The sequence below is a fragment of the Sutcliffiella horikoshii genome (assembly GCF_044809035.1).
In the GTDB taxonomy this organism is placed as follows: domain Bacteria; phylum Bacillota; class Bacilli; order Bacillales; family Bacillaceae_I; genus Sutcliffiella_A; species Sutcliffiella_A horikoshii_G.
On sequence record NZ_CP085237.1, the window covers coordinates 2,177,723 to 2,195,302 of the forward strand.

The window sequence follows — 17,580 nt, forward strand, 5'->3', positions numbered from 1 at the left end:
CTGAAGATTCATACTAATATTTAACTAGCACTTACTTTTCTATTTGGAGGTTGAAACCATGGCAAAATTAGTACATAAAACAATAGGAAATCTATTGGATGAAACAGTATCACGTTATCCTGATAAAGAAGCAGTAGTGTATATGGAAACAGGGCTACGGTACAGTTACAAAGAATTTCAACAAATTTCCAACCAAGTAGCAAAGGGTTTTATGAGTCTTGGCATTAAAAAAGGAGATCATATTGCTGTTTGGGCTTCCAATAAACCTGAGTGGTTAATTACCCAATATGCGAGTGCGAAGATCGGTGCAGTTTTAGTAACCGTAAATACTAGCTATCAATCTAAAGAACTGGAATATCTATTGCGTCAATCAGATTCCACCACCCTTCTTCTTATGGATGGTTTTAAAGGGGTCAGCTACTTGGATATGCTTCATGAACTATGTCCTGAGTTATCCACTTTTGCCCCTGGGGAACTTACCTCTAGTAGACTACCAAAGTTGAAGAACGTTATTTATATGGGAAGCGAAAGTCATCCAGGTATGTTCGTATGGGATGACCTATTGAAGGATACCTCGTCCATTACTGATGAAGAACTAATGGACCGACAGAACAGCACAAACTTTGATGAAGTGATTAATATGCAATATACTTCTGGTACGACTGGCTTCCCAAAAGGGGTTATGCTTACCCACTCAAATATTATTAATAATGCCGTTAACGTTGCGGAATGTCAAAGACTGACCGCTGATGACAGAATATGCATTCCCGTTCCATTTTTCCACTGTTTTGGTTGTGTAATGGGCACCCTTGCTGCTGTTGCTACAGGGGCGACGATGGTCCCTCTTATTATGTTCGATCCTCTTTTAGTATTAAAAGCAGTTGAACAAGAAAAATGCACGGCGCTTTACGGAGTTCCAACCATGTTTATCGCAGAACTTAATCACCCTGAATTTGAACATTACAACTTAACAAGTTTACGAACCGGTATTATGGCAGGGTCTCCTTGTCCAACGGAAATTATGAAAAGAGTGGTTCATGATATGGGAGCAAAGGAAATTACCATTGCATATGGACAAACAGAAGCATCCCCCGTTATTACACAAACGAGACCATATGACAGCATTGAGAGGCGCGTGTCCACTGTTGGAAGCGCTTTAGATAATGTCGAAGTGAAGATTATAGACCCTGCAACAGGTGAAAATGTTCCAAATGGAGTGCAAGGCGAACTTTGTACAAGAGGTTACCTTGTTATGAAGGGCTACTATAATATGGAGGAACAAACGAGAGATGCAATTGATAGCGAAGGTTGGCTCCATACAGGGGACCTTGCGACAATGGATGATAATGGGTATGTTGTCATTACAGGCAGACTAAAAGATATGATTATCCGTGGTGGGGAAAATATTTATCCGCGCGAAGTGGAAGAATTTCTATACACCCACCCTAAAGTATTTGATGTACAAATTGTCGGTGTCCCTGATGAAAGATTAGGAGAGCAAGTTGCAGCATTCATTAAGGTTAAACCAGGGGAAACCTTGAGCAGTCAAGAAGTAAAAGATTATTGCGCTGGTAAGATATCCAAATACAAAATACCTTTTTATGTGGAAATCCTTGAAGAGTATCCCATGACGGCATCCGGAAAGATTCAAAAATTCAAACTTAGAGAACATGCCGTAAAGACACTAGTCAAAATCTAAAACAGGGAGGGGCTATAAACCCCTTCCCGCTTTATTTTCTTGCATTCACAATTTCATCAATACTAGTAATGACCCTCTCCATATCCTCTCTATTCACATCATAGTGAGTAGTAAGGCGAACAAGCGTAGGTCCAAAGGTAACGGCCAACACACCTTTGTCTCTTAATGCTTGTACAAACTGCTCAGCATTTAAATCTAACTCTGCCACATCCATTACGACAATATTGGTATCAACCGAATTCACTATCTTCAATGAAAGGATGTTCCTTAATCCTTCAGCAAGAAACATAGCATTTGCATGATCTTCAGAAAGTCTTTCCGTCATTTTGGTTAACGCCAGTAATCCAGGAGCAGCGATGATGCCAACTTGCCTCAATCCACCGCCAAGACGCTTTCTCCACTTCCTGGCGCGTTTAATAAATTCATTAGGACCTGCTATGATTGACCCTACAGGAGCACCCAAACCTTTGGACAAACAGATCTGTACCGTATCGCAATGTTTGGTGAATTCTTCTATCGGGATTCCCGAACTTGCTGCAGCGTTAAACAGCCGGGCCCCATCCACATGCACGGGTATGGAATGATGTTGAGCAATTTCATAGATTTCTGCCATGTTTGTGACAGGTACTACTGCCCCGCCTGCACGATTATGTGTATTTTCGATACAAATAAGTCCAGTTTCAGGAAAGTGTTGATCTTCCCCTCGTATTGCAGCTTCTACGTCTTTAGGATTCATGATCCCGTTAATACCTGGAATTGTTCTAGTTTGGACACCCGCCAAGGCGGCTACCGCACCAGATTCATAATAAAAGATATGAGATTCTTGTTCTAGTAATATCTCGTTTCCCGGTCGGCAATGTGTTAGTACGGCAATCTGGTTTCCTTGCGTACCGCTTGTAACAAAAAGGGCCGATTCCTTCCCGAGAATCTTAGCAGCTTTTTCTTCTAATAGCGTGACCGTCGGATCTTCTCCGTACACATCATCTCCCACTTTCGCTTCATAGGAAGCCTTTCTCATTTCTTCTGTGGGTTTTGTTACCGTATCACTTCGTAAATCAATCATAACCACACCTATCCCCTTCCTTTTTTACTTCATTTTAACAGAATCCTATTTATTTCGCATTCCGTAAAATAATCTACCACCCATCCCATTCACGTGCTATGATAATTCAATATACATATGTTGGCTATTAACACCTATTACCATTAAAGGAGTTTAAATGAAAAATGCAAGCACAAAAAATTAAACTAGATACCGCAAATACCGAAAGCTCCACCGTCTATCCGATCCTTTTTATCATAGGACTCGTCCACTTGCTGAATGATGCCTTGCAGTCGGTGGTGCCCGCGTTATTCCCTGTGTTGCAAAATTCCATGGGGCTAACCTTTACCCAACTTGGACTAATTGCATTCACGCTTAATGCTACATCTTCCCTTATTCAACCTGTAGTTGGCATTATGACAGACAAAAGACCGTCCCCTTATGCACTGCCATTTGGTCTTACTTTGTCTTTATTCGGAATTATTGGCTTGGCATTGGCTTCAAACTTTTGGGTAATTATAATTTCTGTAGTATTTATTGGACTAGGTTCCGCTGCCTTTCACCCAGAAGGTTCCCGAGTAGCCTATATGGCTGCGGGAAACCGCAGAGGCCTGGCACAATCCATATACCAAGTAGGAGGCAATTCGGGTCAGGCTTTAGCTCCGTTGATGGCCGCTTATATCTTGCTTCCATTGGGTCAAATCGGCGTACTCTGGTTTACTGTGGTCGCTGCTGCCGCAGTAATCTTACTTTTCTACATTGCTGCTTGGTACAAACAACAAGTATCAAATCCTATTAGACCGGTAAAGCAAAAGAATACCACATTAACTAAAAGATCCGAAAAAGGCATCGAAAATAAACGCATTATCACCTTTTCGATCTGTTTGCTGATTTTCCTTGTATTTGCGCGGTCATGGTTCCATGCTGGTATCACCAATTTCTACGCATTTTATGCCATTGAGAACTATGGAATACCTATAGCAGACTCACAACTATATATTTTCGTATTTTTAGGTGCAGGTGCAGTGGGAACATTCTTTGGGGGACCGCTGGCAGATCGTTTCGGCAAGAGACTTATTATTTCTCTTTCCATGCTTGGTTCCGCTCCACTTGCCTTGCTGTTACCTTTTGTAGGTCCTATATTTGCCTATATACTTGTTGCCATAATTGGATTCATCATTCTTTCTAGCTTCTCGGTAACAGTAGTATATGCACAGGAATTAGTCCCTGGCCGGATCGGGTTGGTTTCCGGACTGATTGTAGGACTTGCATTCGGAATGGGAGCAGTTGGATCTGTAGCTCTTGGGGTGCTGGCTGATTGGGTAGGATTAACAGATACCATCCTTTTCACTGTATGCTTACCATTCATCGGATTATTAACATTCCTCCTTCCTAGTGATCAAAAGGTAAGGGAAATGCATCAATAATGTAGAAGAAAGGGTTCCTGTTGACCCTTTCTTTTCTTTTGCCTATACTTGGTTAAGTGCTTACAGATACCTTAGTGAAAATGGTGATAAAGATGGATTTTGATATAAAGACATTAGCCTTTTACCTGATTGAAGTAGAAGGCAGTGGAGACAATGCAAAAAAACAAATCAAACCTATGGCAGTATTAGATGAAAATACATATGAAGAGAGCGCATTAAAACCTTTCCTGGATGGGGAGTTGATGAAAATTACAAAAAGGAAAGTAGATCGGCATCCTAAAAATGAACAAGTACCAACGAAAATTGGCAGATTTATAGTGGAACCTGGTTACGACCTTGGTTCAAACCCCAATTATAATCAATTTAATCGGATCAAACAGGCCGATAACTTAGAGACATTTTCCGCTGCTGCTGAAGAAATAGCGACCACGTATACGGACACAACTGCAGTAAGAGGCGGCGTGCTTATTGTTACTAGGGCTAAATTGAATAAGTATTTTGACGAACCATTTGTATTTATATTGAAATGTGATTTTGAACAAAAGGTAGCCTCCATCACAGATGAACGGACGCTTATCCATAACGTTCAGATGGCAATCACCACAAAAAACATGAAGTCCATCCAATATCCTTTTATGGTTGAGGATGGAATGGTGGAAGAAGGAGAATTAAAGATTCACCAGTCCTCTCATTCCCGTTACTTTGAAGACTTCTTGAAGTATGTAGAATATGGTGAATCGATGCCTGAAATCATTAAGAACCAAGTGATGGGAATGGTGCATCAAGAAATCTCCGAAACCTATCAAGAGGAAAGCGAAGAAAAGGAAAAAGTGGAGCAGGCAATGGAAGCCTGGGCAACTTCACCTAAACGCGAACTTCAGGAGCGTTGGTCCGACGAACAAGTGATAGAGGCTTCCTCCTCCATCATTGAACAGACACCTGATATTGAACTGAAATTCAAGCTCGACCATATTTCTGTTAAAAGCTTGCTGGCGGACTTTGGTGAGAATGTTCATATAGCAAAGATCAATGACCGATATGTTGTACTTCTTGAAGGAGATTTTCTTCAATTTGAAAAGAATATCTCGCCTGTTGAAATGCTAAAGCCGAGTGAATTGACGATGATATTAGAGCGATTAAATAAAAAGTATAGTTCGTAAACGAAGGTAAGAATAATTTTAACAAACATTGAGAAAATAAGAACAAATACCTTTTAGGGGTGACTCTCATGGAATGGATGTCCATCATTCGGTATACTTGTTCTCTCACTGGAATTGTTTGTCTTGGCTTCACTTATAAACATATGCTAAAAAGTTCACGAGAAAAAGGAAAGTCTATGGATAGGAAGTAAAAAGACTTGGCAATCGCCTGGTCTTTTTCCCAATTATTTTAGTTGGTTGGGTAATCGCCGCTGTTCCTTTCCGCAAATGTCTTCGCTTTCCGCGGGACGGTGCTTGAGCCTCCTCACAACGCTTCAGGGGTCTCAACCTACCGTTACTCCCCCGCTGGAGTCTCCGCCATTTGCTCCAATCCACAGCTGAGAATTTCGAAAATGCTCTGTAAATGCTTATCCAGTTAATTAGGTTAGATGCCTTTTCTTTACCTTTTAGATGAATGAAACCACCTAGTTGATTGGAGTGGAAGGCGCGTAGACGCCCGCGGGAGGAAGGGACAGGTGAGACCCCGGAAGGCGAAGCCTGAGGAGGCTCACGGACCGCCCGCAGGCAAGCGAAGCGCCGGAACGGAAATCAACTGTTTTTCGGATTCTTATCATAAAAAAAGGGCGGGGAATTTATCCCTGCCTTCTCTTTATGTTGCCGGTGTTTCAAATAATTCTATCCATTCTCCGTCAGGCCCTGCAAAAAAGATATATCTTGCGCCATTTGGCAATGTCGTAATCTCTTGTTCGATAAACGTAACATCCAGGCTTTTCAACCTTTCATGTTCTGCCTCTACATCATCCACCGTTAATGCAATATGATGCACCTTTCCTTCTACCGGCAAATCGGAATTGTAACCCTGAATAAGCTCCAACTCTGTTTCATCACTTTCATTAAATCCTAAAAATGCAAGCTTTATTATTCCATTCGGGTGATCTAACTGACCTTTTAAAGAAAACCCGACCACTTGTGTATAGAACTCTATCGATGACTGAATATCTTTCACCATAATTCCCACATGTTCTAATCTTTTAATTGCCATAGTTATCTCTCCCCGGTTCTTCTTTTAGTTTGCTCTTAACCTTCTAATGTTTTCAACTAAGAAATTGACATATTCTTCGTCTTTTACCAACCATGCCGCATACTTTCTTTTAATGAATGTTTCTGCTTCTTGAAAAGAGGAAAACAATTTATCCATAAATTTTTCTTTGTTTTCCACCTTCCATGTCCCGTCCTCTTTTGGCAAAAGAAATAATGTCCCTTTTTCTTTTGAATCATATAAAACTCCATTAGATGATTCTTTAACATTAAAAACGTTATGACGAGCATCTTGTTTAAGTGATTCTAACGGAAAAGCTTCCGCAACAAATAGTTTGTACGCCTGGTCATTCAAACTGCAGCCAGATGCCTTAGCATGGCCTCCCCCGTCAAACTTTCCAGCCACTTGTGAAACATCTACATCATCATGAATCGTGCGAAGACTGATTCGTTTGCTTCCCATATTAATCATTGCTATATAGTCCAAATGGGGATTCTCTTTGCCTAATGCATTACCAAGCTCTGAGAGAAAAGATTCTGCATGGACAATTCCTACCCATTTGTCTTCTACAGGCTTTTGAACAATTTCTCTGCGTTTTTTACGCAAATATCTTTCAAGTTTTTGCTCTTCCATGTCGAGTATTTGTGTTTCAAAGTCATCGAAATCGAATTTCGCTGCACTTGTCAACTTCTGGAGCATTCTCTCTTCAAAATCTTCAATGGAAATCATGTAAAGAAGATCGTTTAACCTTTTTGCCTTTGTATTATTATTCTGATCCCATTCCCAGGTATCATATTGACGGATAAGTTCCACTACTTCATCTAATGGTTCAGACTGTGTAATTAAACCTTTTTCTAATAAATACTCGTAAAATAAGGATGTAGCACTTGTTAATCTACCATCTTCATATTCGACGGTAACAGACGCCCAATCGTACTCATTAAGATGAAGGGCTGTTTTATGATGGTCAATGAATTGAACAGATCCTTCCTGTTGTTTCACGAAGTATTCCAGTTTTTTAGCATTTTCTTCGTTGACCGACAAATCAGTTATGTATATTTGATGCCTTGGGGTTGCTTCCTCCATAAAATCAGCAACCTGATAATTTAAACTTCCCACTGAGTTATAATGAACCTTAACCTTTTCTTTAAACGCAAGTTTTGCTAATATCCCGCAGCCTACCCCGTCCAAATCATTATGTGTAAAAAGATGAATCAAATGTAGTCCCCCTTATGTGTGATGGGCAAGCCTTGCTCAACCCAATCCTTACTTTACTTTGTATATTCTTCTCCCCAATATGTTTTTATATGAGCATCTCTACCGGATTCTTGGCGTTCCTGCTTATATTTTTCAGGGTTTTTCTGATAAAATTTCTGATGATATTCTTCCGCTTCATAAAATGGCACGGCCGGCTTTATTTCCGTTACAATTGGTTTTTTAAATCTTCCGCTTGCTTCTATATCCTGTTTAGCTTTTTCTGCAAGTTTTTGCTGGTTATCATTATGATAGAAGATTGCCGTTCGATACTGACTTCCTCTATCAAAAAATTGTCCTCCGTCATCGGTTGGATCTATTTGTGGCCAATACAACTCCAACAATTTTTCATAAGGAAAAACATCTGGGTTAAATTCAATTTGGACTGCTTCGTAATGCCCGCTATTCCCTTTTTTAATTTCTTCGTATGTAGGATTTTCTGAATCCCCGCCCGTATAACCTGAAACCACACTTTCTATTCCCGGCATCTGATCAAAAGGTTTGACCATGCACCAGAAACACCCTCCCGCAAAGGTGGCTAGTTCTGTATTGTTTGATGTCATAGTTTCGTGTTCCTCCTTCTTTAAAGTGTGTGTTTGATGGAATTTTACACTATCCCAAAGTTAGATACAATAACAACGCTCATAACAGACGCAAGATGTTTACATAATGAAATTATATAACACCTTATATTAATTAAATAGTTAAACATTTTTATGGTGACGTTTACATTGATTTACACTTTGTCAAGAATATTGTACGATATTTCTTTGTGAAAAAATGAACGATAGGAGTCTGATTGATAAGATGATTGAACAATTTTCAAATATTGAATTAATAAATCAGTTCTGGCTGATACTATTCTTCCTAATTCCCATAGTATTGGTATCCAGGATGGTTGTGGCAGGAACAAGATTTTCCCCCATTCTTATTATTGTAATACTAGGTTTGGGTATGGGCTACTTACTTGTAGACACGGGAGTTGCGACACCTGGTTTAAGTGAATACCCCTTCATTGATTTTATGGCGAGAACCACAATTATCGCCTTGACCGTATCATTTTTCGTAGGTGGTCAAGAACTGCGAAAAATTTTAGGTAATAAAGACTTGGATGTGGAAGATACGGTGGTCGTTTCAAATGAAGAGACCTTCCTAGGTACTTCAAGAACACAATTCTTCTTTATTGTACGTGCTTTTTTCCTATTATTCGGACTTGAAGGAATTACGCGCATGCTTCTTTCTGACGGTACTCAAAGTTTAGATAGTGTTTATCCTTTGATTGCTTTCATTGGAATTATTGGATCCATCCTTTTCATTGATAACAAAGCTAAAATTCAAAATAAGAAACAATATATGAAAAAAGGCATAGTGGAATTGCTGGCGATTATTCTATTACTAGTGATTTCTTATCACATTGCCATGTGGGTAAAGCCACTTATTGCCTTGCCACAAATTTTCTTTGCTATGATGATTGCTGCTGGTTTTGGCGCAATTTTCTATAATTGGAGTTTCGGTCCCACCATTCGTGCCCTTTTAATCGCAGGTATTCCAGTTGTATTGGCAGCCAACTTTATGGTTGGTGGTTCAAGAATTGGAGACGCTTTTGCAATTGACGGAATGAATGCAGTATTGGCCTATGGATTCTTTGGACAATTGTTCTGGATGTTTGGTGGAATTGCATTAATTATGTTCTTTGCAAAGAATGCCAACACACGAAACCTAGCACCTGGTATGGCTGGTTCTCTGTCACATTCAGGATTAACAGGCGCTTGTACAGCAGGTGATTTTGGAAAAACTGCTGCCCAACGTGCTCCAATTATGATTAACATCCCGTTTTTCGGTCATATTTTTGTCTTTTCTGTGCTAGCAATTAGTGCGGAAAGAGGAAGTCTTTGGATCCTCCCTTCCATGTTAATTGTTGCAGTAGGGGTTGGTTTGACCATTCTGGCATTGTTTAACTTGCGAAAGGCCAATGGCGAAGATAAAAAAGAAGTAAAGGCATTGATGCAGTTTTCTTTTGGCTGGCAAATGTGTGCAGTGTTTGGAGGATTGGCTTTACTAAGCCTAAGTACCATGACGATTGACTATGCTGCTATGGCTCAATCATCTGCAATATCCCATTTCGGCTTATTCGCCGCAATACAAGGAGAAATGTTCGGAGCTGATGCTGCCGCTTTAATTCCATTCATCTTCTCTATGCCATTCCTAGTTCACCCGCTTGTATTTTTCCTGTTCGGAAAGGCAATGGAGAACAATGGCGAAATGCCAGTAAAACCTGTTTACTCTCTTGCTTTAGTAGGAGTAATCGGTGTGGCTTACGCGATATTTTTCGTTTAATGTCCATGGAAAAGGCGTTCGGTTTATACCGAACGCCTTTTTTTATTGCATTTTTTTATTATAATACTCTACTGAATATTGGGCTCCCTCACTAACCATGTTGTTATCTTGAATATCTTCTGGATCAGGGTTGCCTGCTTTTTCTAGTGGCAAATCCGTCTTTCTGAATTTCAACGGTATTAGTTTATTTTTAACTTTCTTTGAGTACTGAACAATTTTTTCTCGATAAGGTTTATATGCTAACAGTCCTGCCCCGGTGAGGCTTGCAGCTCCTGCCACGATTAAAGGTTTCTTTAGTTGACGTGCATTCATTATAAACGCCTCCTGTTTAATAGTAATATCTATAAAACTGATATTCCCGACAGGAAAAAAACTAAACATTTTAAGGAACGTCTACCTAAATATTTTTTATATCATTTCATGCTTAGCCATTACCGCTTTTATGGCTAAATAATCAACTTCCTCCGGTAAATTGTCCTTTATCGGCTTCAATTTTTCAGTGCCTACTTCCTTAATGACTCTAATTATATCTTCCTCATAATTTTCTGGAATAAGAGAGTCCCAGTCAACATTTACGTCTTCATCACTTGCACATTTAAAGAGGTGGTTTTGGACAGTGATCAAGCTCATCCCGCGTTCCTTGGCTATTTCTTTAAAGGACATACCCTCTTGTAGCAGTCTAAAAGTAAACATATGACTTGATTCCCCAGGGTTCATTGGAATGGAAGGCTTCTGGATCTTTTTGGTGGTAACTGTTTTTGGGATGGAGGTATTTGTGGTAGAGATTTCTTCCCCCATAAACTTAGCTATCTCTCGCAAAAATAAGTCTCCATACTTCTCAAATTTTAAGGAACCTACCCCTTTAATTTCTAACATGCCCGATTCATCTCTTGGCAGGACCTCACTCATTTCCCTTAAAGTGCTGTCAGAGAATATAACATAAGGAGGTACCCCTTCTTCTTTTGATAGGTTTCTCCTTAACTCACGCAAGGAATCAAATAATTCATTATCCTCAACGACAGATTTGACTTGCTCTTTCACTTTAAAAAGTACCTTTTCCTTGCCTTTTAAAACAGGAACAGCACGCGCGCCCAACTTCACAATCGGATATTGCCCTTCAGTCAGGATTAAATATCCCTCTGCAATCAAAATATTAATCAGATCAACCAATTCCTTTTCTGTATAGCTATTCATTAATCCATAAGTCGGCAAGCTATCAAAACGGAATTGCTGGATGCGTTTATCTTTCGATCCTTTTAACACTTTAGCTACCAAGATTGCTCCAAACCTTTCGTTCATACGATGAATACAGCTAAATATCTTCTGTGCTTCAAGCGTAATATCCTGTTCAACATAGTCAGTGGAACAGTTACTGCATTTACCGCAAGTTAGATCTGTCTCTTGGCCGAAATATTGTACAATATATGCTTGCAGGCAACGCTGCGTATAGCAATAGTCCATCATTGCTTGAAGTTTTTTATATTCTTGCATTTTTCTTTCCGGTGAGCGGATGCTCTCTTCAATCAAAAATTTTTGAATCTGAATATCCCTCGCATTAAATAAGAGGATGCACTCGCTTTCCTCTCCGTCCCTTCCGGCTCTTCCTGCTTCTTGATAATACGACTCTACATTTTTGGGCATATTGTAATGGATAACGAACCGTACATTAGACTTATCAATCCCCATACCAAACGCATTCGTCGCCACCATCAGTTTTAGGCGATCATGTAGAAATTCTTCCTGATATTCTTTCCGTTCCTCTTCTGAAAGCCCAGCATGATACTTTCCGATCTTATATCCTTTTTTTGATAAAGTTGAAAATATCTGATCGACCTCTTTTCTGGTAGTTGCATAGATTATCCCGGATTCTTCCTTGTTCGCTTTCAGGAGTTTCTCTAGAAAATTGTCCTTATTTTGCCCGCGCAAGACGGAGAATGTCAGGTTATCACGGGAAAAACCTGTTACATATGTATGTTCTGGTGCTATTCCCAGCATCATTTGAATGTCTTCAATAACCTGTTTGGTTGCAGTCGCAGTAAAAGCTGTTATGGTTGGTCTTCCTGGGATCCTTTTTATGAAAGTTCCCACTTCACGATAACTTGGTCTAAAGTCATGGCCCCATTGAGACATACAATGTGCTTCATCGATTGCAACAATCGAAACCTCAACAGTTGATAAAATGGATTGGAAATCGTAAGAATCGAGTCTTTCTGGAGCAAGGTATAACAGTTTGATTTCGCCTTGTTCCACTTGCTGAATCCTTTCTCTTATTTCTCCTGCATTTAAAGAACTATTAATATAAGTCGCCTCTACTCCTATATTAATCAAGGAGTCTACTTGGTCTTTCATTAGAGAGATTAGTGGAGAGATGACAATCGTCAATCCACTTTCCAAAAGGGCCGGCACTTGATAGCAAATGGACTTGCCTCCACCAGTCGGCATTACCCCTAGCGTATTGGATTTATTTAAAATACTTTTAATAATATTCTTCTGGCCAGGTCTAAAATCTTCATAACCAAAATATTTTTTTAATATAATTTTTCCTTGTTCGTACATAGTACACCTCGTTTTTATATGGGAAATGTTTTGAAGGTAAGTGGGGTTAAGTAAATGAAGGAGTATTCCCTGTTGCCATTTCATTTTAACTGAATGAGTAAGGACCTGCAACCAAAGTGAGATGGAGCATAATAATCATTATTTACTGAGAAAATCTTTTCTCTTGCAATTTATTATCAGAATGTTTAAAATTCATTTTACAGTAGGTTGTCTAACCTCTTTCTTTTTTTGCGTAAATTGAATGCGCTTACATAACGAAGGTTACTAAGATAATCTATTAATCTATTTTGAGGGGGAATTTTCAAATGATTTATACTAATCCAGGTGAAAAAGATTCAAAAGTCTCTTTTAAAAACCGCTATGACAATTTTATTGGCGGCGAGTGGGTCGCTCCAGTAAAAGGTGAATATTTTGAAAATGTCACTCCCGTTACTGGCCAGGTGTTTTGCGAAGTTGCTCGTTCCACTGCAGAAGACATTGAATTGGCATTGGATGCAGCACATAAAGCAAAGTCAGCTTGGGGACAAACCTCAGTAGCTGAAAGAGCCAACATTTTGAATAAAATTGCTGATCGTATGGAAGAAAACTTAGAGATGCTTGCTGTTGCGGAAACATGGGAGAACGGAAAGCCTGTTCGTGAGACAATGGCAGCAGATCTTCCTCTAGCAGTCGATCATTTTAGATATTTTGCAGGTTGTATTAGAGCTCAAGAAGGCTCGCTTGGAGAAATCGATAACGACACTATTGCATACCATTTCCATGAACCATTAGGGGTTGTCGGTCAGATTATCCCTTGGAACTTTCCGTTATTAATGGCCACTTGGAAGCTTGCTCCAGCGTTAGCAGCAGGTAACTGTGTGGTTTTAAAGCCAGCTGAACAGACACCTGCTTCCATCATGGTATTGGCAGAACTAATTTCAGATTTGCTCCCTCCTGGTGTGTTGAATATCGTTAATGGGTTCGGTGTGGAAGCAGGAAAACCTCTTGCATCCAGTGACAGAATTGCAAAAATTGCCTTTACCGGAGAAACCACAACCGGCCGTTTGATCATGCAATATGCTTCTCAAAACATAATTCCTGTAACATTAGAACTTGGCGGAAAATCCCCGAATATTTTCTTTGAGGACGTCTTGGCGCATGATGATGATTTCTTTGATAAAGCGGTGGAAGGGTTCGTAATGTTTGCGCTCAACCAGGGAGAAGTATGTACTTGCCCTTCCCGTGCCCTGATTCATGAATCCATTTATGATAAGTTTATGGAGCGTGCACTAGAGAGGGTTTCTCAAATCAAACAAGGAAATCCACTTGATACAGAAACGATGATTGGAGCACAGGCCTCTTCCGAACAGCTAGAAAAGATCCTCTCCTATCTCGAGATCGGAAAAGAAGAAGGTGCTGAGCTTCTTGCAGGCGGAGAACGTAATATGCTCGAAGGCGACCTTGCTAACGGGTATTATGTGAAACCAACCGTTTTTAAAGGCAATAACAAAATGAGAATTTTCCAGGAAGAGATATTTGGTCCTGTTGTTTCTGTCACTACTTTCAAAACGGCTGAGGAAGCATTGGAAATTGCCAATAATTCTTTATACGGACTTGGAGCAGGCGTTTGGACGAGAGATGTTAACACTGCATATCGTTTCGGTCGTCAAATTGAAGCAGGTCGTGTTTGGACTAACTGCTACCACGCCTACCCTGCCAATGCTGCATTTGGCGGATATAAGATGAGTGGAATCGGACGCGAAAACCACAAAATGATGCTTTCCCACTACCAGCAAACGAAGAACTTACTTGTAAGCTATAGTCCAAAGAAATTAGGATTCTTTTAATATGGATAAAGTACTGGCTACCGATTCTGCCCGTGAATTGATTAATAAGTTGGTAGGGAAACACGGACCTGTACTATTCCATCAATCTGGAGGCTGCTGCGATGGCAGCTCCCCTATGTGCTATCCAAAGGGAGACTTTATGATTGGTGATTCTGATGTTCTTCTTGGCGAAATAGGCGGGGCTCCCTTTTATATGAATAAAAAGCAGTATGAGTATTGGAAGCATACACAGCTAATTATTGATGTTGTTCCTGGAAGGGGTGGCATGTTTTCCTTAGAAGGTCCAGAAGGAGTCCGTTTTCTAACCAGATCAAAAGTCTTCCCTAAATGACGAAAGGCGTCCGTAGATGGACGGCCTTTCGTTTTCTATTTTGTGCTTTTTATTGACTGCGGGGGTTCTTCCATCCAGCCGTTCTTAACCATTAACTTTCCGCCATCTTTGGCAAAATCAAATATATCTTTTGCAATTAATGTCATCTTTCTCGGTAAATCCGAGCGAAGACTGAATGATGTGCCTAGGGCATTACTTGTAAGTCCAAAGCTGCTTAGCAGGTTTGTCAGGTACATCATGAGCTTCTCTGAATATGGGGATTCTGTTGACAAGGTTGGATTTCCCCAAGCAACTTTCGGTGGCTGAATATCACTCACATCGCTTTCGACCTATCCAACAGGCACTACAATATTTTCTTGATTAAACAGCACCGTTAAATCATTTATAAAATTAATTTCTTGATCGTAGTAGGTTTGTACCAAATTGTGTACTTCTTCATTTTGTTTGTTCGCAAGAAAGTGCTCTAATAGCCTTGCCAGCATCGTTTTTTGTTGGTGCGTTATCCACAGATTACCTATTTCAGACGAAGACAGCTGCTTATCCATTTAGACTTGCCCCTCCCAAGATTAATTTTTTTAGTATATCCCACAAAAAATATTCGTCTCTATTTAAAAAAGTAGACAACCCTCTCCCCTTCCCAGCATACACATCTAAGTAGAAGACAAGCAAAAGAAGGGGTGGCGTATACATGAGATTTTTTGTGATTAAAAAAAGCTTTGTAATTATGATTGCACTATGTTTAATTGCTGGATTAGGCGGATGGTATGTTGTTAATAAAGGGGTAATCCCCACTACTGGCAAACCTTCTGAAGAAGAAAAGTTAGTATTTAATATGATTACTTCTGAGTTTAAGACGAAATTGGAAGACGGTACAGAAATCGAAGCCTATCGCTTCGATCCTGGTACAATTACCGTTCCAAGAGGCAAAGAAGTAACACTAAGTATATTTGGAGTCAATGGAAGTGAACATCCTTATTCGATTGAGGGAACAGATATTAACGGAGTTATAAAAAAAGGCGAGGAAACATTAATTGATGTACGCTTTGACAAAGCTGGTGTATACAAACTAATCTGTTCTACCCATTCTCACCATAACGGACATCATAGCCCTCCAATGGTGGCATATATTTACGTTTATTAATTGATATAATCTCCAAATGACCAGTCAAAACGGTGACTGGTCATATTTATTTACATAAATAATGCTTCTATAGTAAATGAATCTTTTGCAACGTCCTCATTTAATGGTATAATTTCAACGACATTAATTTTGGAGGAAACTAAATACATGCTTACAGTTACGAATATAGGATTACGTTATGGCGATCGAAAGTTATTTGAAGATGTTAATATAAAATTCACCCCTGGTAACTGCTACGGGTTAATTGGCGCAAATGGTGCGGGAAAATCAACGTTCTTAAAAATCCTTTCCGGTGAAGTGGAAGCACAAACCGGCGATGTACACATGAATAAGGATGAGCGTATGGCTATCCTGAAACAGAACCACTTTGAGTATGAAGAGCACGAAGTTCTTAAAGTCGTAATCATGGGTCATAGCCGTCTTTATGAAGTGATGCAGGAAAAAGATGCTATCTACATGAAAGAAGACTTTTCAGATGAAGATGGCATGAGAGCTGCAGAGCTTGAAGGAGAATTTGCTGAATTAAATGGTTGGGAAGCAGAATCAGAAGCGGCAATCCTCTTAAAAGGTCTAGGAATTTCTGAGGATCTTCACACAAAGAAAATGGCCGATATCACTGGTGGAGAAAAGGTAAAAGTACTTTTGGCACAAGCTCTTTTTGGTAAACCTGATGTACTATTACTGGATGAGCCTACCAACCACTTGGACATCAAAGCAATTCAATGGTTAGAAGAGTTCCTTATCAACTTTGAGAATACAGTCATTGTAGTATCCCATGACCGTCACTTCTTAAACAAAGTTTGTACACATATTGCTGACTTAGACTATGGAAAAATTCAAATCTATGTTGGTAACTATGACTTCTGGTATGAGTCCAGTCAGCTTGCGTCAAGATTGGCATCTGATGTAAACCGTAAAAAAGAAGAAAAAATTAAAGAGTTACAAGCGTTTATCGCCCGATTCAGTGCAAATGCATCTAAATCCAAACAGGCTACATCGCGAAAGAAGCTTTTGGATAAGATTTCTTTGGATGATATCAAACCTTCTTCCCGTCGTTACCCTTACGTGAATTTCACACCGGAACGCGAAATTGGAAATGACCTTTTACGTGTTGAAGGGTTGACTAAAACCATTGACGGAGTGAAAGTCCTGGATAATGTAAGTTTTATCATGAATAAAGATGATAAAATTGCCCTTGTTGGTGGAAATGAAATCGCAAATACCACTCTTTTAAAAATCATCTCTGGTGAGATGGAACCTGATAGTGGAACATTTAAGTGGGGGATCACGACAACCCAGGCTTATTTCCCAAGAGACAATTCCAGTTACTTCGAGGGTGTAGATATGAACCTTGTAGATTGGTTGCGTCAATACTCCCCTAACGACCAAACCGAGAGCTTCCTGCGGGGCTTCCTAGGTAGAATGTTGTTCTCTGGTGAAGAAGTAATGAAAAAAGCAAGTGTACTATCTGGGGGAGAAAAAGTACGTTGTATGCTTTCTAAGATGATGCTTTCAGGATCAAACGTACTATTGCTTGATGACCCTACGAACCACTTGGATCTAGAATCTATTACTGCTCTTAATAATGGCCTAATTAATTTCAAGGGCTCCATTGTTTTCACGTCTCATGATCATCAGTTTATTGAAACGATTGCAAATCGAATCATTGAAATCACACCTAAAGGTATGGTAGATAAACAGATGACGTATGATGAATATCTAGAGGATGCAAGTGTACAAAAGCAATTAGCTGATCTTCAATCTTAAT

Annotated in this window: 14 protein-coding genes and 1 pseudogene; 8 read left to right on the plus strand and 7 right to left on the minus strand. The window is 39.7% G+C overall.

Annotation, left to right across the window (positions count from 1 at the left end; translation table 11 throughout):
- Positions 1-43 precede the first annotated feature (43 nt).
- Positions 44-1,699 (plus strand): AMP-binding protein, encoded by a 1,656-nt coding sequence (locus LG307_RS11300; RefSeq protein WP_404441861.1) that lies wholly within the window; start codon positions 44-46, stop codon positions 1,697-1,699.
- A gap of 31 nt (positions 1,700-1,730) precedes the next feature.
- Here LG307_RS11300 and ltaE read toward each other — a convergent pair whose 3' ends face one another.
- Positions 1,731-2,762 carry a low-specificity L-threonine aldolase gene (gene ltaE / locus LG307_RS11305; RefSeq protein ID WP_404441863.1) on the minus strand — a complete coding sequence of 344 codons (1,032 nt, stop codon included), beginning with the start codon at positions 2,760-2,762 and terminating at the stop codon, positions 1,731-1,733.
- A 164-nt stretch (positions 2,763-2,926) separates the two neighbouring features.
- On the opposite strand from ltaE, the gene LG307_RS11310 reads away from it, so the two are divergent.
- Positions 2,927-4,168, plus strand: a complete 1,242-nt coding sequence (locus LG307_RS11310; RefSeq protein WP_404441864.1) for an MFS transporter — start codon at positions 2,927-2,929, stop codon at positions 4,166-4,168.
- A 92-nt stretch (positions 4,169-4,260) separates the two neighbouring features.
- Positions 4,261-5,328 carry a DUF3900 domain-containing protein gene (locus LG307_RS11315; protein WP_404441866.1) on the plus strand — a complete coding sequence of 356 codons (1,068 nt, stop codon included), beginning with the start codon at positions 4,261-4,263 and terminating at the stop codon, positions 5,326-5,328.
- Between the two features lie 649 nt (positions 5,329-5,977).
- Here LG307_RS11315 and LG307_RS11320 read toward each other — a convergent pair.
- The 3 genes from LG307_RS11320 to msrA are packed head-to-tail and all read right to left on the minus strand — an operon-like array spanning position 5,978 to position 8,184.
- Positions 5,978-6,370: a VOC family protein gene (locus LG307_RS11320; protein ID WP_404441867.1), complete on the minus strand. Its 393-nt coding sequence runs from the start codon at positions 6,368-6,370 to the stop codon at positions 5,978-5,980.
- A 24-nt stretch (positions 6,371-6,394) separates the two neighbouring features.
- Positions 6,395-7,585: a DHH family phosphoesterase gene (locus tag LG307_RS11325; RefSeq protein ID WP_404441869.1), complete on the minus strand. Its 1,191-nt coding sequence runs from the start codon at positions 7,583-7,585 to the stop codon at positions 6,395-6,397.
- Between the two features lie 53 nt (positions 7,586-7,638).
- Positions 7,639-8,184: a peptide-methionine (S)-S-oxide reductase MsrA gene (msrA, locus tag LG307_RS11330; RefSeq protein WP_404441870.1), complete on the minus strand. Its 546-nt coding sequence runs from the start codon at positions 8,182-8,184 to the stop codon at positions 7,639-7,641.
- A gap of 244 nt (positions 8,185-8,428) precedes the next feature.
- Between msrA and LG307_RS11335 the strand changes: the two genes are divergently transcribed.
- Entirely contained in the window at positions 8,429-9,958 is a 1,530-nt protein-coding gene (locus LG307_RS11335) for a hypothetical protein (RefSeq protein ID WP_404441872.1), read from the plus strand.
- Positions 9,959-10,000: 42 nt separating this feature from the next.
- Here LG307_RS11335 and LG307_RS11340 read toward each other — a convergent pair whose 3' ends face one another.
- Positions 10,001-10,270, minus strand: a complete 270-nt coding sequence (locus tag LG307_RS11340) for a hypothetical protein (protein ID WP_404441874.1) — start codon at positions 10,268-10,270, stop codon at positions 10,001-10,003.
- A gap of 96 nt (positions 10,271-10,366) precedes the next feature.
- Positions 10,367-12,514, minus strand: a complete 2,148-nt coding sequence (gene recQ, locus LG307_RS11345) for a DNA helicase RecQ (protein ID WP_404441875.1) — start codon at positions 12,512-12,514, stop codon at positions 10,367-10,369.
- Positions 12,515-12,819: 305 nt separating this feature from the next.
- Here recQ and adh point away from each other — a divergent pair, with 305 nt between their 5' ends.
- Together adh and LG307_RS11355 are read left to right on the plus strand one after the other, a co-directional pair.
- The gene (gene adh / locus LG307_RS11350) at positions 12,820-14,340 is read left to right on the plus strand and encodes an aldehyde dehydrogenase (protein WP_404441876.1); all 1,521 of its coding nucleotides are present in this window, start codon (positions 12,820-12,822) and stop codon (positions 14,338-14,340) included.
- Between the two features lies 1 nt (position 14,341).
- On the plus strand, positions 14,342-14,671 hold the full coding sequence (locus tag LG307_RS11355; protein ID WP_404441878.1) for a DUF779 domain-containing protein: 330 nt from the start codon (positions 14,342-14,344) through the stop codon (positions 14,669-14,671).
- Between the two features lie 35 nt (positions 14,672-14,706).
- Here LG307_RS11355 and LG307_RS11360 read toward each other — a convergent pair.
- Positions 14,707-15,216: pseudogene (locus LG307_RS11360) on the minus strand (DUF3231 family protein).
- Positions 15,217-15,359: 143 nt separating this feature from the next.
- Between LG307_RS11360 and LG307_RS11365 the strand changes: the two are divergent.
- Positions 15,360-15,812: a cupredoxin domain-containing protein gene (locus LG307_RS11365; protein ID WP_404441880.1), complete on the plus strand. Its 453-nt coding sequence runs from the start codon at positions 15,360-15,362 to the stop codon at positions 15,810-15,812.
- Between the two features lie 147 nt (positions 15,813-15,959).
- A complete protein-coding gene (locus tag LG307_RS11370) occupies positions 15,960-17,579 on the plus strand; it encodes an ABC-F family ATP-binding cassette domain-containing protein (protein WP_404441882.1) in 1,620 nt (539 codons plus the stop codon).
- Position 17,580: the final 1 nt, after the last annotated feature.

Excerpts from the sequence above, each read along its gene's own strand:
- recQ (WP_404441875.1), bottom strand. The coding sequence starts at position 12,514 with ATGTACGAACAAGGAAAAATTATATTAAAAAAATATTTTGGTTATGAA.
- LG307_RS11370 (WP_404441882.1), top strand. The coding sequence starts at position 15,960 with ATGCTTACAGTTACGAATATAGGATTACGTTATGGCGATCGAAAGTTA.
- LG307_RS11315 (WP_404441866.1), top strand. The coding sequence starts at position 4,261 with ATGGATTTTGATATAAAGACATTAGCCTTTTACCTGATTGAAGTAGAA.
- LG307_RS11365 (WP_404441880.1), top strand. The coding sequence starts at position 15,360 with ATGAGATTTTTTGTGATTAAAAAAAGCTTTGTAATTATGATTGCACTA.
- adh (WP_404441876.1), top strand. The coding sequence starts at position 12,820 with ATGATTTATACTAATCCAGGTGAAAAAGATTCAAAAGTCTCTTTTAAA.
- ltaE (WP_404441863.1), bottom strand. The coding sequence starts at position 2,762 with ATGATTGATTTACGAAGTGATACGGTAACAAAACCCACAGAAGAAATG.
- LG307_RS11355 (WP_404441878.1), top strand. The coding sequence starts at position 14,342 with ATGGATAAAGTACTGGCTACCGATTCTGCCCGTGAATTGATTAATAAG.
- LG307_RS11310 (WP_404441864.1), top strand. The coding sequence starts at position 2,927 with ATGCAAGCACAAAAAATTAAACTAGATACCGCAAATACCGAAAGCTCC.
- msrA (WP_404441870.1), bottom strand. The coding sequence starts at position 8,184 with ATGACATCAAACAATACAGAACTAGCCACCTTTGCGGGAGGGTGTTTC.
- LG307_RS11335 (WP_404441872.1), top strand. The coding sequence starts at position 8,429 with ATGATTGAACAATTTTCAAATATTGAATTAATAAATCAGTTCTGGCTG.
- LG307_RS11340 (WP_404441874.1), bottom strand. The coding sequence starts at position 10,270 with ATGAATGCACGTCAACTAAAGAAACCTTTAATCGTGGCAGGAGCTGCA.
- LG307_RS11320 (WP_404441867.1), bottom strand. The coding sequence starts at position 6,370 with ATGGCAATTAAAAGATTAGAACATGTGGGAATTATGGTGAAAGATATT.